Here is a 15,607-nt window from a genome sequence, read left to right as displayed (position 1 = left end):
ATCGCTCAGCTGACTAGGGGCATCTTGGATCGCGTCTCGGCACTCGACAAGGCCGACGACTAGAGCCTGGCTAGCGGAAGCAGCGTCATCGGTCAGCCAACTCGATAAGCAACCGGCAGCGTCCAGTCAGCGCCGTAGCGGTCGCGAATGTCCGAGATGGCGCGCGAAATCTACCGGCAAAATTGTGCGACCGAGCGGCAGGTTCCCTCATTTTGGCCACCAAAACCGGACAGGCAGGATACGGCCCCAGACCGGCCATTCGTCGTGGTCGCAGCGAGCTTCTGCTTCTGGCGCGGCACAGCAAAGAGCCAGCCTATGCCTGGATCGCGTGAGTGGCATGAGCCTAATTGGCGCTATGGCTTCGAAGCGGTTCCCGGCAGATTCAGGTGGTAGCGCGTGTAGCGGCGCTCGCCGGTTCGCGTCAGGGCGCCTTTCTCGACCAGATCGTGGAGGTCACGCGTGGCGGTCGGACGCGAGGTGCCGGTGATGGCGATGTAATTCTCTGCGCTCAGGCCACCCGTGAATCCGCCGGGGCCTTCACGGAGTAGCCGGGCGATCAGCTTCTCCTGGCGTTCGTTCATCTTGTCGCGGAAACGATCGTAGAAGTGCGTCTTGGCGATGTGGAAGGCGACGCGGCCCAGCGTCGTCTGCTGCGCCGCAATGATCGTTTCGGCGAAGTAGATCAGCCAGCCGGTGATATCGAGCGTCCGCTGGTGGAGCTCCAGCTGTTCATAATAGGTCTTGCGGTGCTGCTCGATGGTATGAGCGAGCGCGATCAGCGTCGGTTGTCCGATGTTCTGCGCGAGGGATTTTTCCGCGACGGCGCGACCGATCCGACCGTTACCATCCTCAAAGGGGTGGATGCTCTCGAAATAGAGATGTCCCATCCCGGCACGCGTGAGGGCCGGTAGCGGTGTGCTGCCGTTCGGTGGCGAGCCGTTGAACCAAGCGAGAAAGGCGGTCATCTCGTCGGGAACTTGGGACGAAGGCGGCGCCTCGAAATGCACTGTCGGTCGATCGTAGCGACCGGATACGATCTGCATTGCGTCTTCATGACGACGGTAGCCGCCGATCGTCTCCAGATGCCGGCTATCCGCCATGAGCATGCGGTGCCAGCGGAACAGGGTATCGTCGTCCAGCGGATCCGCCCAACTCCGGTACAGATTAGCCATCATCTCCGCGATGCCGCGTTCCCTCGGCTTCACGGCGCGATCGTCGGTGTCGAGGCCAAATTGCCGGCGCAGGGAAGATTGCACGCTCAGGCGGTCCAAAGCCTCACCCTCGATCGCGCTGGTCTTGACCGCCTCTTCGCTGAGGAGCTCGATCCGCAGCAGGTCGCGGTCATCGTCGCCCACATGTCGGACCGCGCCGATCACCTCACCGGAGAGCAGCAGGAAGTGCCGCTCCAGCGGTTCAAGGGCGGCCGGATCATAGGTCAAATGCGGCCAATGAGGCTGCGTCCAATTCCATGCCATGAGCGATAGAGCCTCTCTCTATAGCTCGCATATTAGCGAATATATGATTTATAGAAAGCCGTCCTATGGCTCACGCGACCCACGGGGCCGAAGTGCATTGTGGAGCGAAGGGCGCGACTTTCTCCTCCTTGGCGCCGAAAACGCAATAGGATGGCACGGATCGGGCAGCATTTCTCGACAACGGAGATCGCTCGCGAAAGCCTTTCAAGCCATTGATCCACTGATCGATTAAGCGAATTGCGACAGTGGCCTGCTATCTGATCGGAGCGTGGATGAACGCGCATTTGAGCTCGATTGGATCTACCTACAACGTCCGGCTGCGAACACCTCGTCAATGTCTATATCTGGCGGGGCCCCTTTCTCACGCTTTATAAACGCCGCTGTCCTCAGAAACCTCATGCGCCAGCGTCGTCCCCTTCGCGAGCCGCCGCCCCAACGCCGCGACAAACGCCTCATACCGCTCCCCTGCTTTGGCTCGCGCAGCCTGGGCCGCCGACTCAGGCAATGCGGGTGTCGTGGCCAGCCAGAACCGCACGAACACCGCGAGCGTCTCGACAGAGATGCCGAGGTCCCGCTCCAGCCGGGCCATCCGACGGTCCATCTGGTCAAGGCGTTTGGCGATTGCAGCTTCCCGCTGCTCCGCGGCGTCCGGCGACAGAAAGGACGCGATGGCCGCCTCGGCGATCAGGGACTGAGGCTGGCCGCGCCGCGCGGCATAGTCGGCCAGCAGCCCCATTGTCGCGGGATCAAGATAGACCGAGATCTGGGCCTTCTTCTTGCGCGGGGCCATCACCGTCACAGCTCCATGCCATCATTGGGATCGAGCGAGACCTGACGCGCGACGCCCTGCATGACGCCCGTCATACGACTGGTCCGGGCCACGTCGTCTTCAGTCTCATCGACCAGATCGATCTCGAACTCGTTCCGCACTTGCTGCGACGTCTCCACCGTCTCTACTCGTGCAAGCTCCGGCTGGCGCCGTTGCTCCGAGCCGGTTGTGTCCTCATCGTCACTGCCCTCGACCATCAGGCTCAACTGCGACGGCGCGGGCAGCGGCAGGACGGTCCAGTCATCGGGCTGGCGATCACGAGGGACCGAGACCTCTGGCGGATGCAGAACCCGCTCCCTGAACCGCTCGTCCTCGTAGTATCGCGCCTTCTTCGCCCGGATGGGCGGCGTGCCGGCCACCATGACGATCTCATCGGCAGGCGGAAGCTGCATGACCTCGCCGGGCGTGAGAAGTGGGCGGGCCGTCTCCGAGCGCGAAACCATCAGGTGGCCGAGCCAAGGCGAGAGCCGATGGCCGGCGTAGTTCTTCATGGCCTTCATCTCGGTGGCGGTGCCGAGGGCGTCCGACACACGCTTGGCGGTGCGCTCGTCGTTGGTGGCGAAGCTCACCCGCACATGGCAGTTGTCGAGGATGGAATTGTTCGGCCCGTAAGCCTTCTCGATCTGGTTCAGGGATTGGGCGATGAGGAAGCTCTTGAGCCCGTAGCCCGCCATGAAGGCGAGCGCCGACTCGAAGAAGTCGAGCCGTCCGAGGGCGGGGAACTCGTCCAGCATGAGGAGCAGCCGTTGGCGGCCGGTTTTTGCCTGCAGATCCTCAGTGAGGCGGCGGCCCACTTGGTTGAGAATGAGGCGGATGAGCGGCTTGGTCCGGTTGATGTCCGAGGGCGGCACGACAAGGTAAAGGGTGGTCGGCCGGGCACCCGTCACCAAGTCGATGATGCGCCAGTCGCAGCGCCGGGTCACCTCGGCCACCACGGGATCGCGGTAGAGCCCGAGGAAGGACATGGCGGTGGAGAGGACGCCAGATCGCTCATTTTCGGACTTGTTGAGAAGCTCGCGGGCGGCGCTGGCGATCACCGGATGGGGACCCACCTCCTTGAGGTGCGCCGTCGTCATCATGGCCGCGAGGGTCGTTTCGATGGGACGCCGAGGATCAGAGAGGAAGGCGGCGACGCCGGCCAGCGTCTTGTCCTGCTCAGCATAGAGCACGTGGAGGATGGCTCCGACCAGCAGCGCGTGGCTGGTCTTCTCCCAGTGGTTGCGCTTTTCCAGCGAGCCCTCGGGATCCACCAGGATGTCGGCGATGTTCTGGACGTCGCGCACCTCCCATTCCCCGCGGCGGACCTCCAGCAGGGGATTGTAGGCAGAAGACCCCACATTAGTGGGGTCGAACAGCAACACCCGCCCGTGCCGCGCCCGGAAGCCTGCGGTAAGCTGCCAGTTCTCGCCCTTGATGTCGTGGACGATGGCCGAGCCGGGCCAGGTGAGCAGCGAGGGGACGACGAGGCCGACGCCCTTGCCGGATCGGGTGGGCGCGAAGCACAGAACGTGCTCCGGTCCATCATGGCGCAGATAGTCCTGCCCATGGCGCCCCAGCACCACGCCGTCGGGACCGAGCAGCCCGGCTGCGCGGATCTCGTCCGGCTCGGCCCAGCGGGCGGACCCATAGGTCTCGACCCGCCGTGCCTCCCGCGCCCGCCAGATGGAGAGGCCGATGGCGGCCGCGATGGACAGGAACCCGCCCGAGGCGGCAATGATCGCTCCCTCGGTGAAGATGGCCGGCGCATAGGCGTCGTAAAAATACCACCACCAGAAGAAGGCCGGCGGGGGATAGATTGGCCAGGGCCCCATCAGGAACCAGGGCGGCCCGAGTTGGTCCTGGAAACCGAGCCGCCAAGCCACGAACTGCGTGGCGCCCCAAGTGGTGGCGAGCACGATGGAGAGGACAAGGAGGATCTGGCCCCAGAGGATCTTGGTCGCGGACATAAGGCGCTCCGGTGATGGGTGAGGTCAGAGGCCGAGGCCGCGGGTGCGGCCGAAGGACCAGTCGATGCCGCCGTCTGAGCGGGCGACGCCGGAGATGTGCTTGCCGAGCTGCTTCTCCAGGGACGGCGTCCAGGGCACGAGCTGGAAGCCGAGGCCGTCGTCGAGCATGGCGAAGCGGCCGGAGGCGAGCGCGAAGCGCTGGCGGTAGGTGCCGGAGACATAGTCTCCCGGTCCTGGTCGGTTGAAAGGCTGCCCCGCGTCCCCGGAGAGCTTCCCGCCCAGCGCGTCCACTTCCCGCCGGCGCAAGGTCTCGATCAGGTCTCGGGCGAAGGTGACACGCTGGCCGTGGCGCTCGGCCAATCCCTCCCGGACCAGATGGTCGGCGCGACGCTCCATGGCCTCGTGCACCTCGGCGCCGAAGCCGCCCTCCGACAGGGCTGCCGGCGCGCGGCCGAGCGCCTGCCGGTCGAGCCAGGTGGCGCCCGAGGCCGTGACCTGGCTTTCGATGTCGAGGTCGGAGCGGACGGCCAGCGCGACCCGCTGCTGGCCCCGCCCGTCCTCGAACCTCCGGAGCTCCACGACGGCGCCGGGCGCGCCGTCGCCTGCCGCATCGAGGTCGGGCAGCCGGATGTGGTGGGTGCGCCCGTCCACCCCGTCGACCACGGCATAGGCTGTGCCCTTCAGTTCGTCATCGAGGCCGCGATCGGCGAGACGGCCGATGACGGGAGCGTCCAAACTCTCACCGGCGAGCACATAACTCGCGGCGCCCCGCTGGATGCCCTGGGCGGTGAGCGCGCAGTGCATCCTCTTAATGATATCACCCCGCTCGCCGAGGGCGCGCAATGTCGCCTCGGCCTTCTCGTCGATCACCCACTGGCCAGGGCCGATCTCATCGGCGAGCCCGAGGGCCTCGAGCTTGCGCAGCCGGCCGACTTTCTGCGGCAGGAAAGCGTCCGGCCCGCCATCGGCATCGCGCGCCACATCGATCACGCCCGCCTCGCGCTGATCGCGAACCAGCTGGCGGTCGAGCTGAGTCCAGCTCTCCGCCTCCACCTGCCGCGCGACGGCGCAGTGGATGTCGAGTTCCGTCCGCGGCCCCAGCTCCTGGGTGATCAGGCCCTGCGCGCGGGCGCGCATGCCCTCCTTGATGTAGTCGCGGGAGATGACGAGGTCCTGGCCGTCGTCGGTTCGGCCTCGCACCAGGATATGCAGGTGGGGATTGTCGGTGTTCCAGTGGTCCACGCCGACCCAATCCAACTTCGTGCCGAGGTCCTTCTCCATCTGACCGACGAGGTCGCGAGCGAAGGACCTGAGGTCCGTCATGTCCGCCGCGTCCTCAGGCGAGACGATGAAGCGGAAATGGTGCCTGTCATCGGCGCAGCGCTCCGTGAAGGCACGGCCGTCTCCCTCTTCGGCGCCCGGCCCGAACAGGCGGGCCTTCTCCCCGTCCCGGGTCACGCCCTCCCGACGCAGATAGGACAGATGTGCGGACAGCGGCGTAGCCCGCGCCGTGTGCCGCACCACGCGAGTCTTGATGACGACGACGCGCGAGCGCCCGGTGAGGAACCGATTGGCGACGATGCTGGCCGCCCGGCCGCGGCCGAAGTGCGAGCGGGTGCCGGAGGAGATGCGGCCGGATCGAGAGACATGCCCGCCGGACTTCTGGGCCGCCGCGAGGGCTTGGGCGATGAAGGGGCGGGCCCGCTGGGCGCGGGTCGAGCGGATGCGGCCAGACCGGACGCGGAACTCGTGCTCATCGGGCATGGTGCGCCCCCGCAAGGTGCGAGAAGCCAAACGAGATCAGAGACTTGAGCGTTCGACGCACATTGCAGATTTGCGGCGCAATGTGCGTTTGACTGGAAATTCCCAAGCAAAAACAATCGTCCGACCGCAGCGCACCCTGCGCCCTTTTATCTCGCCATTGGACGGTTGTTTCCCGCGTCTCCCCTCCGGACCTGCGCCTGACCACGCGAGAGCCCGCCAGGGTACCGACGATGCTAAGGGTGCTCATGGCGCACCTCCCGGGCCGCCACGAGCCACGAACAGACCCTCCGACTGCGGAACGATGGCTGAGACATCGCGTACCGTAGGCCCCGGCTGAGCACGATCGTGTGGCGCCGGATCTGCAGCCGACATGCGGATCGGCTGCACCGCAAAGATCGGAGATTGAGCCCAGGCCGGCGTCTCGACCGCCGGCGGAGAGGGCGATTTCGGCGAGGAGGGCTGAACCTCTCCGCGCGGGATGTCCGGCGCCAGCTTGTCGACATAGGCGCGGGTCTCCGGTGGCAGGGGGTTCCCTTTCCGCGAGGCCTCGTAGCGGCCCGGCCCCGCATTGTAGGCCGCGAGGAAGCCGGGATTGCCGTAGCGATCGAACAGCTCCCTCAGATAAGCGGCCCCGGCCATGATGTTGTCATGGGGATCGAAGGGATCGTCGCCGAGGCCGTAATGGATGCGCAGTTCGGCCCACGTCTCTGGCATGATCTGCATCAGCCCCATCGCGCCTTTGGGCGACGTCGCGCGCGGATCTCCGTCGCTTTCCGCGCGCATCACACTCCGGATCCAGACGGAGGGAATGTCGAAGCGTTCCGCGGCCTCAGCGATGAAATCGGCGTAGCGATCGACGGCGGATGGCGCGTTCCGGGGCGCCTGCATTTTAGCCGCGGGGACAGTCGTCGACGCGCCTGAGAGCACCCCGGAAAGGAGAAGGAGGACGGCGACACGACGGCCGTTGCGCGCTCGCAGCAGCAGGTGCACGGCAGGAGAAATCAATCCGGTCCGAAGCATGGCGGCCTCGCGAAGCTTTTGATGGTTGAAGCGGTGGGCGGCGCTCAGCGTGTCGGCGCGCGCCAGACGAAGTGTCCGTCTCCGGCCTCGTCGGTGTAGATCGGCACCGCGCGGCCGATCACGGTGCTGGCCGGCAGTGGCCCGAAGTAGCGTCCGTCGAGGCTGTCGGGCACGTTGAAATTCATGAGGAAGAGCTCGCCTGCGGCGATGCGCCTGCAGCCGCGCCAGACCGGCAGCGGACGCCCCATGCGGTCGCGCTCCAATGCTTCGCCGTACGACACGCCATCCACGGAGATGGCGCTCTCCTTCCGGCAGACCTCCTGGCCGGGAAGCGCCGCCACGCGCTTCATCAGCGGCACACCAGCCCCCACATAGCCGCGCGCCACCAGGAAGCGGTCGAGTGCCGCCGGAGGCGTAATGGCGAGGAGGTCCGTGACCTCGAGCCTGCGCGCCGGCTCGATGGCGTAGAGCCCGATGGGTGCGCTGGCGGAGACGTTCCACACCAGCTTCAGCGGTGTCGGAACGAAGGAGGCCGCCGCGACCCCCATCACCGAGAAATACGTCACCATCACATAGCCGAAGCGGGTCATTGTTCGCACTCCCGCCGCTTGAGCCAGGCCTGATGGCGCTCGACCGTGTAGGTTCGGAGCGCGTGGCCGGCCGCCAGGCGATTGTGGACATGCCGCCAGTGATCCGGGGCCACGTCCGCCCCATGGATGCCGAGGGCATCGACGGCATCCATGTGCTGGAGCACCTTCTCGACCTTCGGCCAGCCGTCCGCGCGCAGCAGGATCTCGCCGCCGGGGCGCACGAAGGGCAGCGTCTGACAGGCCTCGCCCGGCGCCACGGCACGCACGATGTCGATGCGCGAGACTACGGTGCCGAAGTCGTTCGCCGCCCATCGGACGAACGCGAAGATGGCGCCTGGGGCGAAGGAAACGATGCGGCGGCTGCGGTCGAGGGTCTGCGCATGGACCGGCCGGCCGAAGCGGATCCAGTTTTCGATCCGTTTCTCGATCCAGGTCAGCTCCACATGGGTGAGCGGGTCGGCGGTCGGCACGGCCGGTAACGGAGCGACCTGCTTCGCAATGGAGGGTGACACCGACGAACTGATCATGACGCATCTCCTGATGTCGGAGGAAATTCACGGGCGAGGAGATCGCGGAGCATGTCCGCGACGGTCTGGCCGCGTCCGAAGGCGGCGATCTTGATGCGCCCGCGCAGGTCGGGCGTGATGTCGATGGTGAGCCGCGCGGTGAAGGCTTCGGCTGATCCATGGCCAACCGGCCTCGTGTCGGCGGCCTTGATCCAGTGCTCTGGATCGGCCGGACGCGCGGCAAAGCCCTTGCGCGTTCGTTGCCGGGTCATGGCGTAGATCTCGAACCGGCGAGGCCGGCGATCTCGGCGGAGAGCGCAATGATCTCCCGCGCTGCTGGCCCACCCTCGTCGAGCTCGCCGACGAGCCGTCCGGACTGGGCGGACATGGCGAAGGCGACGCGCTGGCCGACAGTGCTCACGAGCACGGGCGGATCGTGATCCGCCAGCGTCTCGGCGGTCTCGCGGGCGAGCACGGTGCGAGCGCCGCAGCGGTTCAGCACGAAGCGCGCGACAAGCTCCGGGCGATAGATGCGCGCCTCGTTTAGGAGGGCGAGCATCTCCGCGGACGCCCATCCATCGAGCGGTGATGGCTGCACCGGGATCAGGACCAGATCGGCGGCGAGCAAGGCCGAGCGCATCAGGCCGGCGACGCGGGGCGGTCCGTCGATGACGACCATGTCGGCATCGCGTGCCAGCTCGGGGGCTTCCCGGTACAGCGTATCGCGGGCGAGGCCGACGACGCCGAACAGGCGCGGCAACCCCTCGCGGCTGCGCTGCTGCGACCAGTCCAGGGCCGAGCCCTGCGGGTCCGCGTCAATGAGCATGACACGCTGGCCGCGGCTCGCCCACGCGCCGGCGAGATGAAGGGCGAGCGTCGTCTTGCCGACGCCGCCCTTCTGGTTGAGCAGCGCGACGATCATCGGGATGCTCCCGATGTGTCGGCAGGCATCGTTTCGCCTACTGTCAAAGGATCGGGAGCGTGAAATCCGTCTTTACGGAAAGACGGAAGACCATCATCTTGAGAAGCGTACGGGAGATGGCAGTTATCCACATCGCCTGCGCACCTTTTAAGGTTAGACTCTATGTTAGATTCTAAGTTAGGGGCGCAATTTTCATTTTCATCACCTGGGCTTGAGCCCTGTTTCGGTTCCCGATGGCACGGGAGGCCCGTTCCCGATGGCACGCCAATCCGGGTTCCGGATGGCACGAAGGCTTTCACAGCTTTTCCACAGGGCACCGACGGCTCGAAGGTGAGAAGCACCCGCCCGCCAATCTCCACCTCCGTGAACAGGGTGTAGCCCGGCAACGGCTGACGGCGGACGATGTCGCGCAGTTCGAAGGCGAAGCGCTTGAAAGGCGAGAGGCTGCCGGATTTGAGGTGCAGGTGGCGGAAATCGAAGCGCCAGCCCCGGCGCTGCCGCCCGCCATGCTTGCGCACGATCCGGTAGAGCCAGCGCTCCAGCCCGCCCGTGAGGTCGAAATACGCCGGGTCGATGGTCAGGACGAGCGCGTCCTCGACGATGGCGCAGTAGAACCAGTCGGGGACGATGAGCTCGATCCCGGCGGGCTTGCCATCCCGGTCCGTGCGCTCCTTCCATTCATTGATCCAGGAGAAGCGGTGGCGCCGGCCCTCCGCCCGCTGGCGGATGGAGGTGGACACTGTGGTGGACTGCAGGCGGTCCAGGGCGGCCTTGAGGCGCTGATAGTCCCTGAGTGAGGTGCCGCGGCCCACGAACCGGAGGATCTCATAGGGCGTCGCCGCCATGAAGCGCGAGGTGCGCAGGCCGGCGTCGCGCGCTTGGACGATCTGGCTGGCCGCCCAGATCAGGATATCCGCATCCCAGATGGTGGCCATGCCATGGTCGGGCACCGCCTCGACCCGGATCGCGATGTCGCCGGAGACAAAATCGATGGGGGCGACACGGTGGGTCTTGGCGAGGGAGAAGAAGGGATAGGCCATGAGATCCTGCGCATCGCGGGGCGCGAAGGCGCCGGGAAGTGCGCGGAAGAGCTCAAGCTGTCTGCCGGGCTGAGGAGAGCGGTGCGGTGCGGCCATGATGAAATGGCCGCTCAGCGCGCGGGGCTGCCCGGCAGGACGCCAGGCATGGAATGGCGCTTGGCCGGCAGGATGGAGCCGCGCGGATCGGAGGTGGAGGTGACGGCGCCTCGGGCCACCCAGGCCTGCAAATCCTCGACGGAATAGACGACGCGTCCGCCGAGCTTGCGATAGGCGGGACCGGTCCCGTAGGTGCGATGCTTCTCCAGCGTTCGGGGCGAGAGGCTGAGGAAGACCGCGGCTTCCTTGGTGCGCAGATAGCGCGGCGGCAGCGGGACAGCATCGGGGCGCATGGATCGAACCTCCGTGGGCGCTATCGGGCCACTGATCATCAGCGGCGGATGGCGATCACGGTGGCGAAGGGCGGCCGTCGTGGGGGATGGGGAAGTTGAGGGGCGTAAAATGCCCACCCCGAACGTCTCGGCGATGCGGTTATGGTCGCCGGCGATGACGCAGAAGCTTGAGATAGCCGCCGGCGATCAGCGCTCGGCCACCCTTCACGAGGCTGATGACGCGATCGCGCAGCGACGAGGTCTTCCAAGGCTCGGCGGCGATGCGCCTCTGGTCATAGAGAGCGAATGCGATGTCGCGATAGCTGGCGCCGTCAGCGCGTCCGTCTGCGGCCAGCATCATGGCGCGCAGGCGCTGTCGCTGCTGTGTGGTCATCCGCGTGTCGGGGAGCGCCGGGCGACCTTCGATGGTGCGCCAAAAGCGGGATAAAGCTTCCACGCGGCCCACGATATCGGTGTCCAGCGGAATGATCGCAGCGATAGGCGCGTCAGGATCAGAGCCCGGCAAGGCAAGGAGTTGGGACGAACGCGCGGCCAAGCCAAGGATGGCAAGCTTCCCCTCAGGGCTACTTTGCACCACAGAAGCGCTGTCGAGGATGTTCATACGTGCGCCGGCCAAGAAATCCGGAGATGGACCAAGAAGCACGACGGCCGGGTCGACGATGGGGGACCACAAAACGGTCTGCTCGACAGCGCTCATGGAAGGGCGTGCTGCGAAATCGCAGCCCCCAGCGCTGCTCCACCTCCCGGGGGAGCGGCTCGGCGTCGGTGCCGGTGGTCACGATGGACTGATAATGATCCTGATAGGCTTCGTCCCGGCGCAGGCATTCCCAGGCGAGGCCTTCGACCGACAGGTCGTCGAAGTAATCGTAGCTGGCGTTATCCCGCCAGTGCGACGTATCCGGCTTCATTCACTCGTCTCCGCATCAGAGGCGTGCGCATTGAGCGAAGACAATCGGGGATTGAGACGGGCGTGAGAAGCCGGCTAAAAGGCATCGCGTGATGCGCTTGCGGCATCACCCCAGTCAGCTCAGGCGGGGCGGCGGAGAAGGTCTTTATAGCCGCCGGCGGCCATCCAACGGGCGCGGGCAAGATGGCTGTCATGGACATGACGGGCGCGTTCGGGCTCTCGAGCCGCGTCGATGCCGAACAGCACCGCGGCGATCTCCTCCCAGCCGGCGCCATCCGCCGTTGCATCAAGCAGGCGGGCATAGAGCCTGATGTGCGCCCGGTCATAGTCCGTCAGTTCGGGACCCGTCGGTGCAGTGTCCTCGAACGCCGCAGTCACCATGTCTGCCTGCCACTTCTCTCAAGATCGGGTTCTTCCCTAAATCCTACACGACTTCCAATGACACCACTGCCACGGTCGCGTTTGTAGAGAATACTCCGTGGTGAAATACTCATCAAGGCGATGCTCTCTCGACCATGGAGATCCGAGAGGTGTTCGCCCGGAATTTGAAGGCTGCGAGGCTCGCCAAAGGCCTGTCGCAGGAAGAGCTCGCCCATCGCGCCGGGATCGACCGCACCTATATCAGCTCGTTGGAGCGCAGCGTCTACAACGCCAGCATCGATGTCGTAGATCGCTTGGCCTGCGCCCTTGAGCTCGACGCCGCCGCCTTGCTGAAGAGACCCGCCGCGGACGTGCCGAGCGGACCCGAAAACACGGTCGAGTGAAGCGCGGGACCGGCTGGCAACTGCTGACTTCGAAGTGAGAGCCCCGGCCGGAGCCGGCCGGGGCCTTGAGCGCCTCACTCGCCGCGTCGCCCGCTGGGGCGGGACCAGATCAGCGAGAAGGTGTCGGCATCCTCGTCGTCGAAGAGGTTGGCGTAGATGGGGGCGTTGAAGCTCGGATCGTCGAGCTTGAGGCCCAGATAGTCGCGGCCCTCGCTGGAGCGCTTGGACCAAGCGGCGCCGATCTCGATCCGGCCCACCAGGACCCGGTGGCTGGGGGCGTTCTCGCCATTGGCGCGCAGGTCGGGGACGATGCGCACGCCTTTGGCCTGGACGCTGAGGGTGACGATCTCGCCGGTGAATTCGTTCGTGCCAGTCTTCTTGAAAGTACCGATGGTGGCCATTGTCGATCCCCGTCTTCCGTTTCCGAGCCCGCCCCGTTGCGGCCTCGATGGCGATCGAAGGGCCGAAGGCGACTGCCGCCGCACCCCGGCAGGGGCTTGATGGCCAAGGAGGACTTTCTTGTCGCGCGAGGAATGGGCGGAACGCCCAGGGGAAGAAAGCCCGACGCCGCCATTGCGGCAGAGGCGGTCGAGGCGCAGCCGGCCTTCGGCCAGATCAGGCCATGGAAGAGGCCAGCTGGTGCGCGCGATCAACGGTTGGAGATAAGGAGATGATGGTGATTTCTCACGGGCCCTGCACGAAGGCGGCCCAACCTTCACCGGTGTTGACCTCTTCATTTTCCGGCCATTGCGTGTGCGTCGAACTGACAGGACCAACGGGTGGAACGCTTTCCTCACCGGCCATGCGAGGATTCGCGCGCAACCGCGCGAAGCTTGTCACCAAGCCCTGCCATGCTCGCACAATCGGGGCCTCGTGACTCGATCCTCTCACGGTCGCCATCGCATCCTCGACGACATGGGAAATGTCGCCCCGCTGATTTGCTCTTGCCTGATCGGGTCGTGTCGATCCGAGCCCCGCGTCAGGGGCTGGACAGAGCGTATGGCGAGGCTGCACTGGCCAGCCTGATGTCCCCATGAGGCAAGGATCGAAGGCCGAGATCGTGTGCGCCGCGGGTCAGTTCAAACGCCGCGCTCCCGAGATGAATGAGATGGTGGGTATGGATCGTTATGTCGTCATTTCGGGTTGCTCCGGCGGGGGCAAGTCGACACTGATCGCCGAGCTTGCACGCCGTGGCTTTGCCGCGGTCGAGGAGCCAGGGCGGCGCATTGTCGCCGAGCAGATCCGCAGCGGCGGATCGGATCTGCCTTGGGTGGATCTGGCCGCTTTTGCGCGACGTGCGATCGCCATGGCGCTGGAAGACAGGTCCACGGCTTTTGCCCAGAGCGGATGGGTCTTTTTTGACCGTGGGCTTGTCGATGCGGCCGTTGCGCTTGAATACGCAACCGGGGAGCCCATTGCCGAGACGCTCTGCAATGCCCATCGCTACAATCACACTGTCTTTATGACACCCCCATGGCCAGAGATCTTCAGCGGCGATGACGCGCGCCAGCACGATTTGTCCACGGCGATTGCCGAATATGAGCGCCTGATCGCGGCCTATCCGAAGCTCGGCTACGAGGTGACGATCCTGCCCAGGGCATCGGTTGCGGACCGCGCTGATTTCATCATCGGCCAGCTGGAAGCCCTGAACCAAGTAGATTGAGGCGTCTCGTTTCACTCCTGTTAGGACCCGAAGGGGTCGATCTCACGGACGATCTGGGAGGCGTCGCCGTCGAACTCGTCGGCAGTCACAACGGACAGGGTGCCGTCACCGGCGCGGAAGATCACGATGACGACCATCAAGGTCTTGGCGAGGCTGTGGGCGAAGGCCTGTGCATCGGTGGAGGACATGGGGTCCGGCTCCTGCTCGAAGCGGAGGACCATCCCCCGCTGACAGGCGCCCGACGGGTCCGGCCGCGGGCCGCAATCACCGTGTAGGCAAAGCCGCAACGGCGGCACGCTGTGCGTAGCCGACCCCTTGCGGGTTGATGGCGCCAGGCCCTCGGCCGGCACCTAAGGATCAGCGCAGGAAAGCGGGGGTGGTCTTGCTTGAAGAGCGCCGGGTGCTGCCATCCGCCTGCATGGTCAGGCTCAGGAGGCGCGTTGAGCTCCATACGTGATGAGTGGTGGTCTCGCTCGCCTGTCCGCTGAAAATCGATGACGGGAACCGCATTCTCGTGAAAAGTGGTCACGCACCGTGAAATCCGATTCCGAAGGTGAAGGAAGGACGGCGCTCATGCGCCGCCCGACCCGAAGCGATAGACCGGGATGCCGAGCTTGCGGGCCTTGTCGGCAAGATTGTCCTGGATGCCCGTGCCGGGGAAGATGATGACCCCGATGGGCATGACCGCGAGCATCTGGTCATTGCGCTTGAAGGGAGCGGCCTTGGCGTGCCGTGTCCAGTCTGGCTTGAAGGCGACCTGGGGTACCTTTCGCGCATCGGCCCAGCAGGCCGCGATCCTCTCGGCGCCCTTCAGCGAACCGCCATGCAGCAGCACCATGTCGGGGTGCTTGGCGTGCACCTGGTCGAGCTTCGCCCAGATGAGCTTGTGATCGGCCGTGTCGCCGCCGGAGAAGGCGATCTTGGGTCCTGCGGGCATCAGCACCTCGGTCTCAGCGCGCCTACGGGCGGCAAGGAAATCGCGGCTGTCGATGAGGGCTGCGGTGAGGTGCCGATGGTTCACCAGGGATCCGGTGCGTGGGCGCCAGGCTGAGCCGCTGTGGCGCTCGAAGGCGTCGGCGGCCTCGTCGCGCATCAGCTCGAAGGCATCGCGGCGCTCCATGAGGCTTTGCCCCTCGGCGGTCAGGCGCTCGAGTTCGACCGATCGAACCTCGCTGCCGTCCTGCTCCTGTTGGCTGTGGCGCTGTCTCTGCTCGTTATCGTCGAGGGCACTGGAGATGCGGCCGACGGCACGGTGGAAGAGATGGACCGTCGACCACAGGAGATCGGGAAGGTCCGGATCGAGGCGGGTGTCCTGCAGGGTCGCGATCAGCGCATCGAAGATGTCTGCGATGGCGCCGGTGATGCGATTGGCATCCGGAAGTAGCCGGGGATCGGGCTCGTCATTGAGCGGGCGGTAGCCATAGAGCTGAAGGTGCTGCAGCAGGTGATCGGTTGGAGACGAGGCGTGGGGTTCGTCGTGCTCGGTGCTCATGGGAGGCTCCGTCGATTGGACCGCAGCCTTGCGGCCTTCATGGCGACGAAGCCGGCGGGCGGGACGGACCTGCACCCCGCGGGCAGCGCGGGGCCGGAGCGTGAGCGGAGGATGGCGGAGGCCGACGATTTTGTTTCGCGATGGAAAGGCGGTGGCAGGGGTCCCGCGACGCCTGCGTCGTGGGGAAAACATCGCCGACGGAAAATCGTCGGCCGCAGCCATTGCCGGTCCGGGACGACTGCTGGCCGATCGCCCTCTGGAAGGCCTGGCTGCGGGCTTCTCCGATGTCGGTGGGCACCA

19 protein-coding genes are annotated in these 15,607 nt (G+C 65.8%); 2 read left to right on the top strand and 17 right to left on the bottom strand.

The genetic code is table 11. From position 1 onward, the window contains the following. Positions 1 to 353 precede the first annotated feature (353 nt). From V5F53_RS09705 to V5F53_RS09640, 14 genes are all read right to left on the bottom strand, one after another. A complete protein-coding gene (locus V5F53_RS09705) occupies positions 354 to 1,475 on the bottom strand; it encodes a Fic family protein (protein ID WP_393998221.1) in 1,122 nt (373 codons plus the stop codon). 361 nt (positions 1,476 to 1,836) lie between these two features. Then, positions 1,837 to 2,265, bottom strand: coding sequence for a CopG family transcriptional regulator (locus V5F53_RS09700; RefSeq protein ID WP_393998220.1), 429 nt, complete (start codon positions 2,263 to 2,265; stop codon positions 1,837 to 1,839). Between the two features lie 5 nt (positions 2,266 to 2,270). Further along, positions 2,271 to 4,250, bottom strand: a complete 1,980-nt coding sequence (locus V5F53_RS09695) for a conjugal transfer protein TraG (protein ID WP_393998219.1) — start codon at positions 4,248 to 4,250, stop codon at positions 2,271 to 2,273. A gap of 24 nt (positions 4,251 to 4,274) precedes the next feature. Further along, positions 4,275 to 6,014: a relaxase/mobilization nuclease domain-containing protein gene (locus V5F53_RS09690; RefSeq protein WP_393998218.1), complete on the bottom strand. Its 1,740-nt coding sequence runs from the start codon at positions 6,012 to 6,014 to the stop codon at positions 4,275 to 4,277. Positions 6,015 to 6,257: 243 nt separating this feature from the next. Continuing rightward, on the bottom strand, positions 6,258 to 7,034 hold the full coding sequence (locus V5F53_RS09685; RefSeq protein ID WP_393998217.1) for a lytic transglycosylase domain-containing protein: 777 nt from the start codon (positions 7,032 to 7,034) through the stop codon (positions 6,258 to 6,260). A gap of 44 nt (positions 7,035 to 7,078) precedes the next feature. After that, positions 7,079 to 7,624: a S26 family signal peptidase gene (locus V5F53_RS09680; protein ID WP_393998216.1), complete on the bottom strand. Its 546-nt coding sequence runs from the start codon at positions 7,622 to 7,624 to the stop codon at positions 7,079 to 7,081. After that, the gene (locus V5F53_RS09675; protein ID WP_393998215.1) at positions 7,621 to 8,151 is read right to left on the bottom strand and encodes a DUF2840 domain-containing protein; all 531 of its coding nucleotides are present in this window, start codon (positions 8,149 to 8,151) and stop codon (positions 7,621 to 7,623) included. The genes V5F53_RS09680 and V5F53_RS09675 overlap by 4 nt, the downstream gene beginning before the upstream one ends. Further along, entirely contained in the window at positions 8,148 to 8,402 is a 255-nt protein-coding gene (locus tag V5F53_RS09670) for a hypothetical protein (RefSeq protein WP_393998214.1), read from the bottom strand. The genes V5F53_RS09675 and V5F53_RS09670 overlap by 4 nt, the downstream gene beginning before the upstream one ends. Then, on the bottom strand, positions 8,399 to 9,052 hold the full coding sequence (gene parA / locus V5F53_RS09665) for a ParA family partition ATPase (protein WP_393998213.1): 654 nt from the start codon (positions 9,050 to 9,052) through the stop codon (positions 8,399 to 8,401). The genes V5F53_RS09670 and parA overlap by 4 nt, the downstream gene beginning before the upstream one ends. Continuing rightward, the gene (locus V5F53_RS09660; protein WP_393998212.1) at positions 9,049 to 10,188 is read right to left on the bottom strand and encodes a replication initiator protein A; all 1,140 of its coding nucleotides are present in this window, start codon (positions 10,186 to 10,188) and stop codon (positions 9,049 to 9,051) included. Before V5F53_RS09660 ends, parA begins: the two co-directional genes overlap by 4 nt. A gap of 14 nt (positions 10,189 to 10,202) precedes the next feature. After that, a complete protein-coding gene (locus V5F53_RS09655) occupies positions 10,203 to 10,481 on the bottom strand; it encodes a helix-turn-helix transcriptional regulator (protein WP_012112604.1) in 279 nt (92 codons plus the stop codon). A gap of 139 nt (positions 10,482 to 10,620) precedes the next feature. Beyond that, positions 10,621 to 11,082, bottom strand: coding sequence for a DUF2285 domain-containing protein (locus tag V5F53_RS09650; RefSeq protein ID WP_393998211.1), 462 nt, complete (start codon positions 11,080 to 11,082; stop codon positions 10,621 to 10,623). Beyond that, a complete protein-coding gene (locus V5F53_RS09645; protein WP_393998210.1) occupies positions 11,045 to 11,389 on the bottom strand; it encodes a transcriptional regulator domain-containing protein in 345 nt (114 codons plus the stop codon). The genes V5F53_RS09650 and V5F53_RS09645 overlap by 38 nt, the downstream gene beginning before the upstream one ends. 119 nt (positions 11,390 to 11,508) lie before the next feature. Continuing rightward, the gene (locus V5F53_RS09640; protein WP_012112602.1) at positions 11,509 to 11,769 is read right to left on the bottom strand and encodes a DNA -binding domain-containing protein; all 261 of its coding nucleotides are present in this window, start codon (positions 11,767 to 11,769) and stop codon (positions 11,509 to 11,511) included. 134 nt (positions 11,770 to 11,903) lie between these two features. Between V5F53_RS09640 and V5F53_RS09635 the strand changes: the two genes are divergently transcribed. Further along, positions 11,904 to 12,152: a helix-turn-helix domain-containing protein gene (locus V5F53_RS09635; RefSeq protein ID WP_012112601.1), complete on the top strand. Its 249-nt coding sequence runs from the start codon at positions 11,904 to 11,906 to the stop codon at positions 12,150 to 12,152. A gap of 74 nt (positions 12,153 to 12,226) precedes the next feature. On the opposite strand, the gene V5F53_RS09630 is transcribed toward V5F53_RS09635, so the two are convergent. Next, positions 12,227 to 12,553, bottom strand: a complete 327-nt coding sequence (locus V5F53_RS09630; protein WP_012112600.1) for a DUF736 domain-containing protein — start codon at positions 12,551 to 12,553, stop codon at positions 12,227 to 12,229. 716 nt (positions 12,554 to 13,269) lie between these two features. Here V5F53_RS09630 and V5F53_RS09625 point away from each other — a divergent pair. Further along, complete coding sequence (locus V5F53_RS09625) at positions 13,270 to 13,815, top strand: AAA family ATPase (RefSeq protein ID WP_393998260.1); 546 nt, start codon at positions 13,270 to 13,272, stop codon at positions 13,813 to 13,815. Positions 13,816 to 13,835: 20 nt separating this feature from the next. On the opposite strand, the gene V5F53_RS09620 is transcribed toward V5F53_RS09625, so the two are convergent. Beyond that, complete coding sequence (locus tag V5F53_RS09620) at positions 13,836 to 14,003, bottom strand: hypothetical protein (protein ID WP_393998209.1); 168 nt, start codon at positions 14,001 to 14,003, stop codon at positions 13,836 to 13,838. Positions 14,004 to 14,386: 383 nt separating this feature from the next. Continuing rightward, positions 14,387 to 15,307, bottom strand: a complete 921-nt coding sequence (locus tag V5F53_RS09615; RefSeq protein WP_393998208.1) for a DUF2493 domain-containing protein — start codon at positions 15,305 to 15,307, stop codon at positions 14,387 to 14,389. Between the last annotated feature and the right edge of the window lie 300 nt (positions 15,308 to 15,607).

The sequence above is a fragment of the Xanthobacter cornucopiae genome, assembly GCF_043195065.2.
Classification (GTDB): domain Bacteria; phylum Pseudomonadota; class Alphaproteobacteria; order Rhizobiales; family Xanthobacteraceae; genus Xanthobacter.
This window is presented reverse-complemented; position numbering and strand designations above follow the sequence as displayed.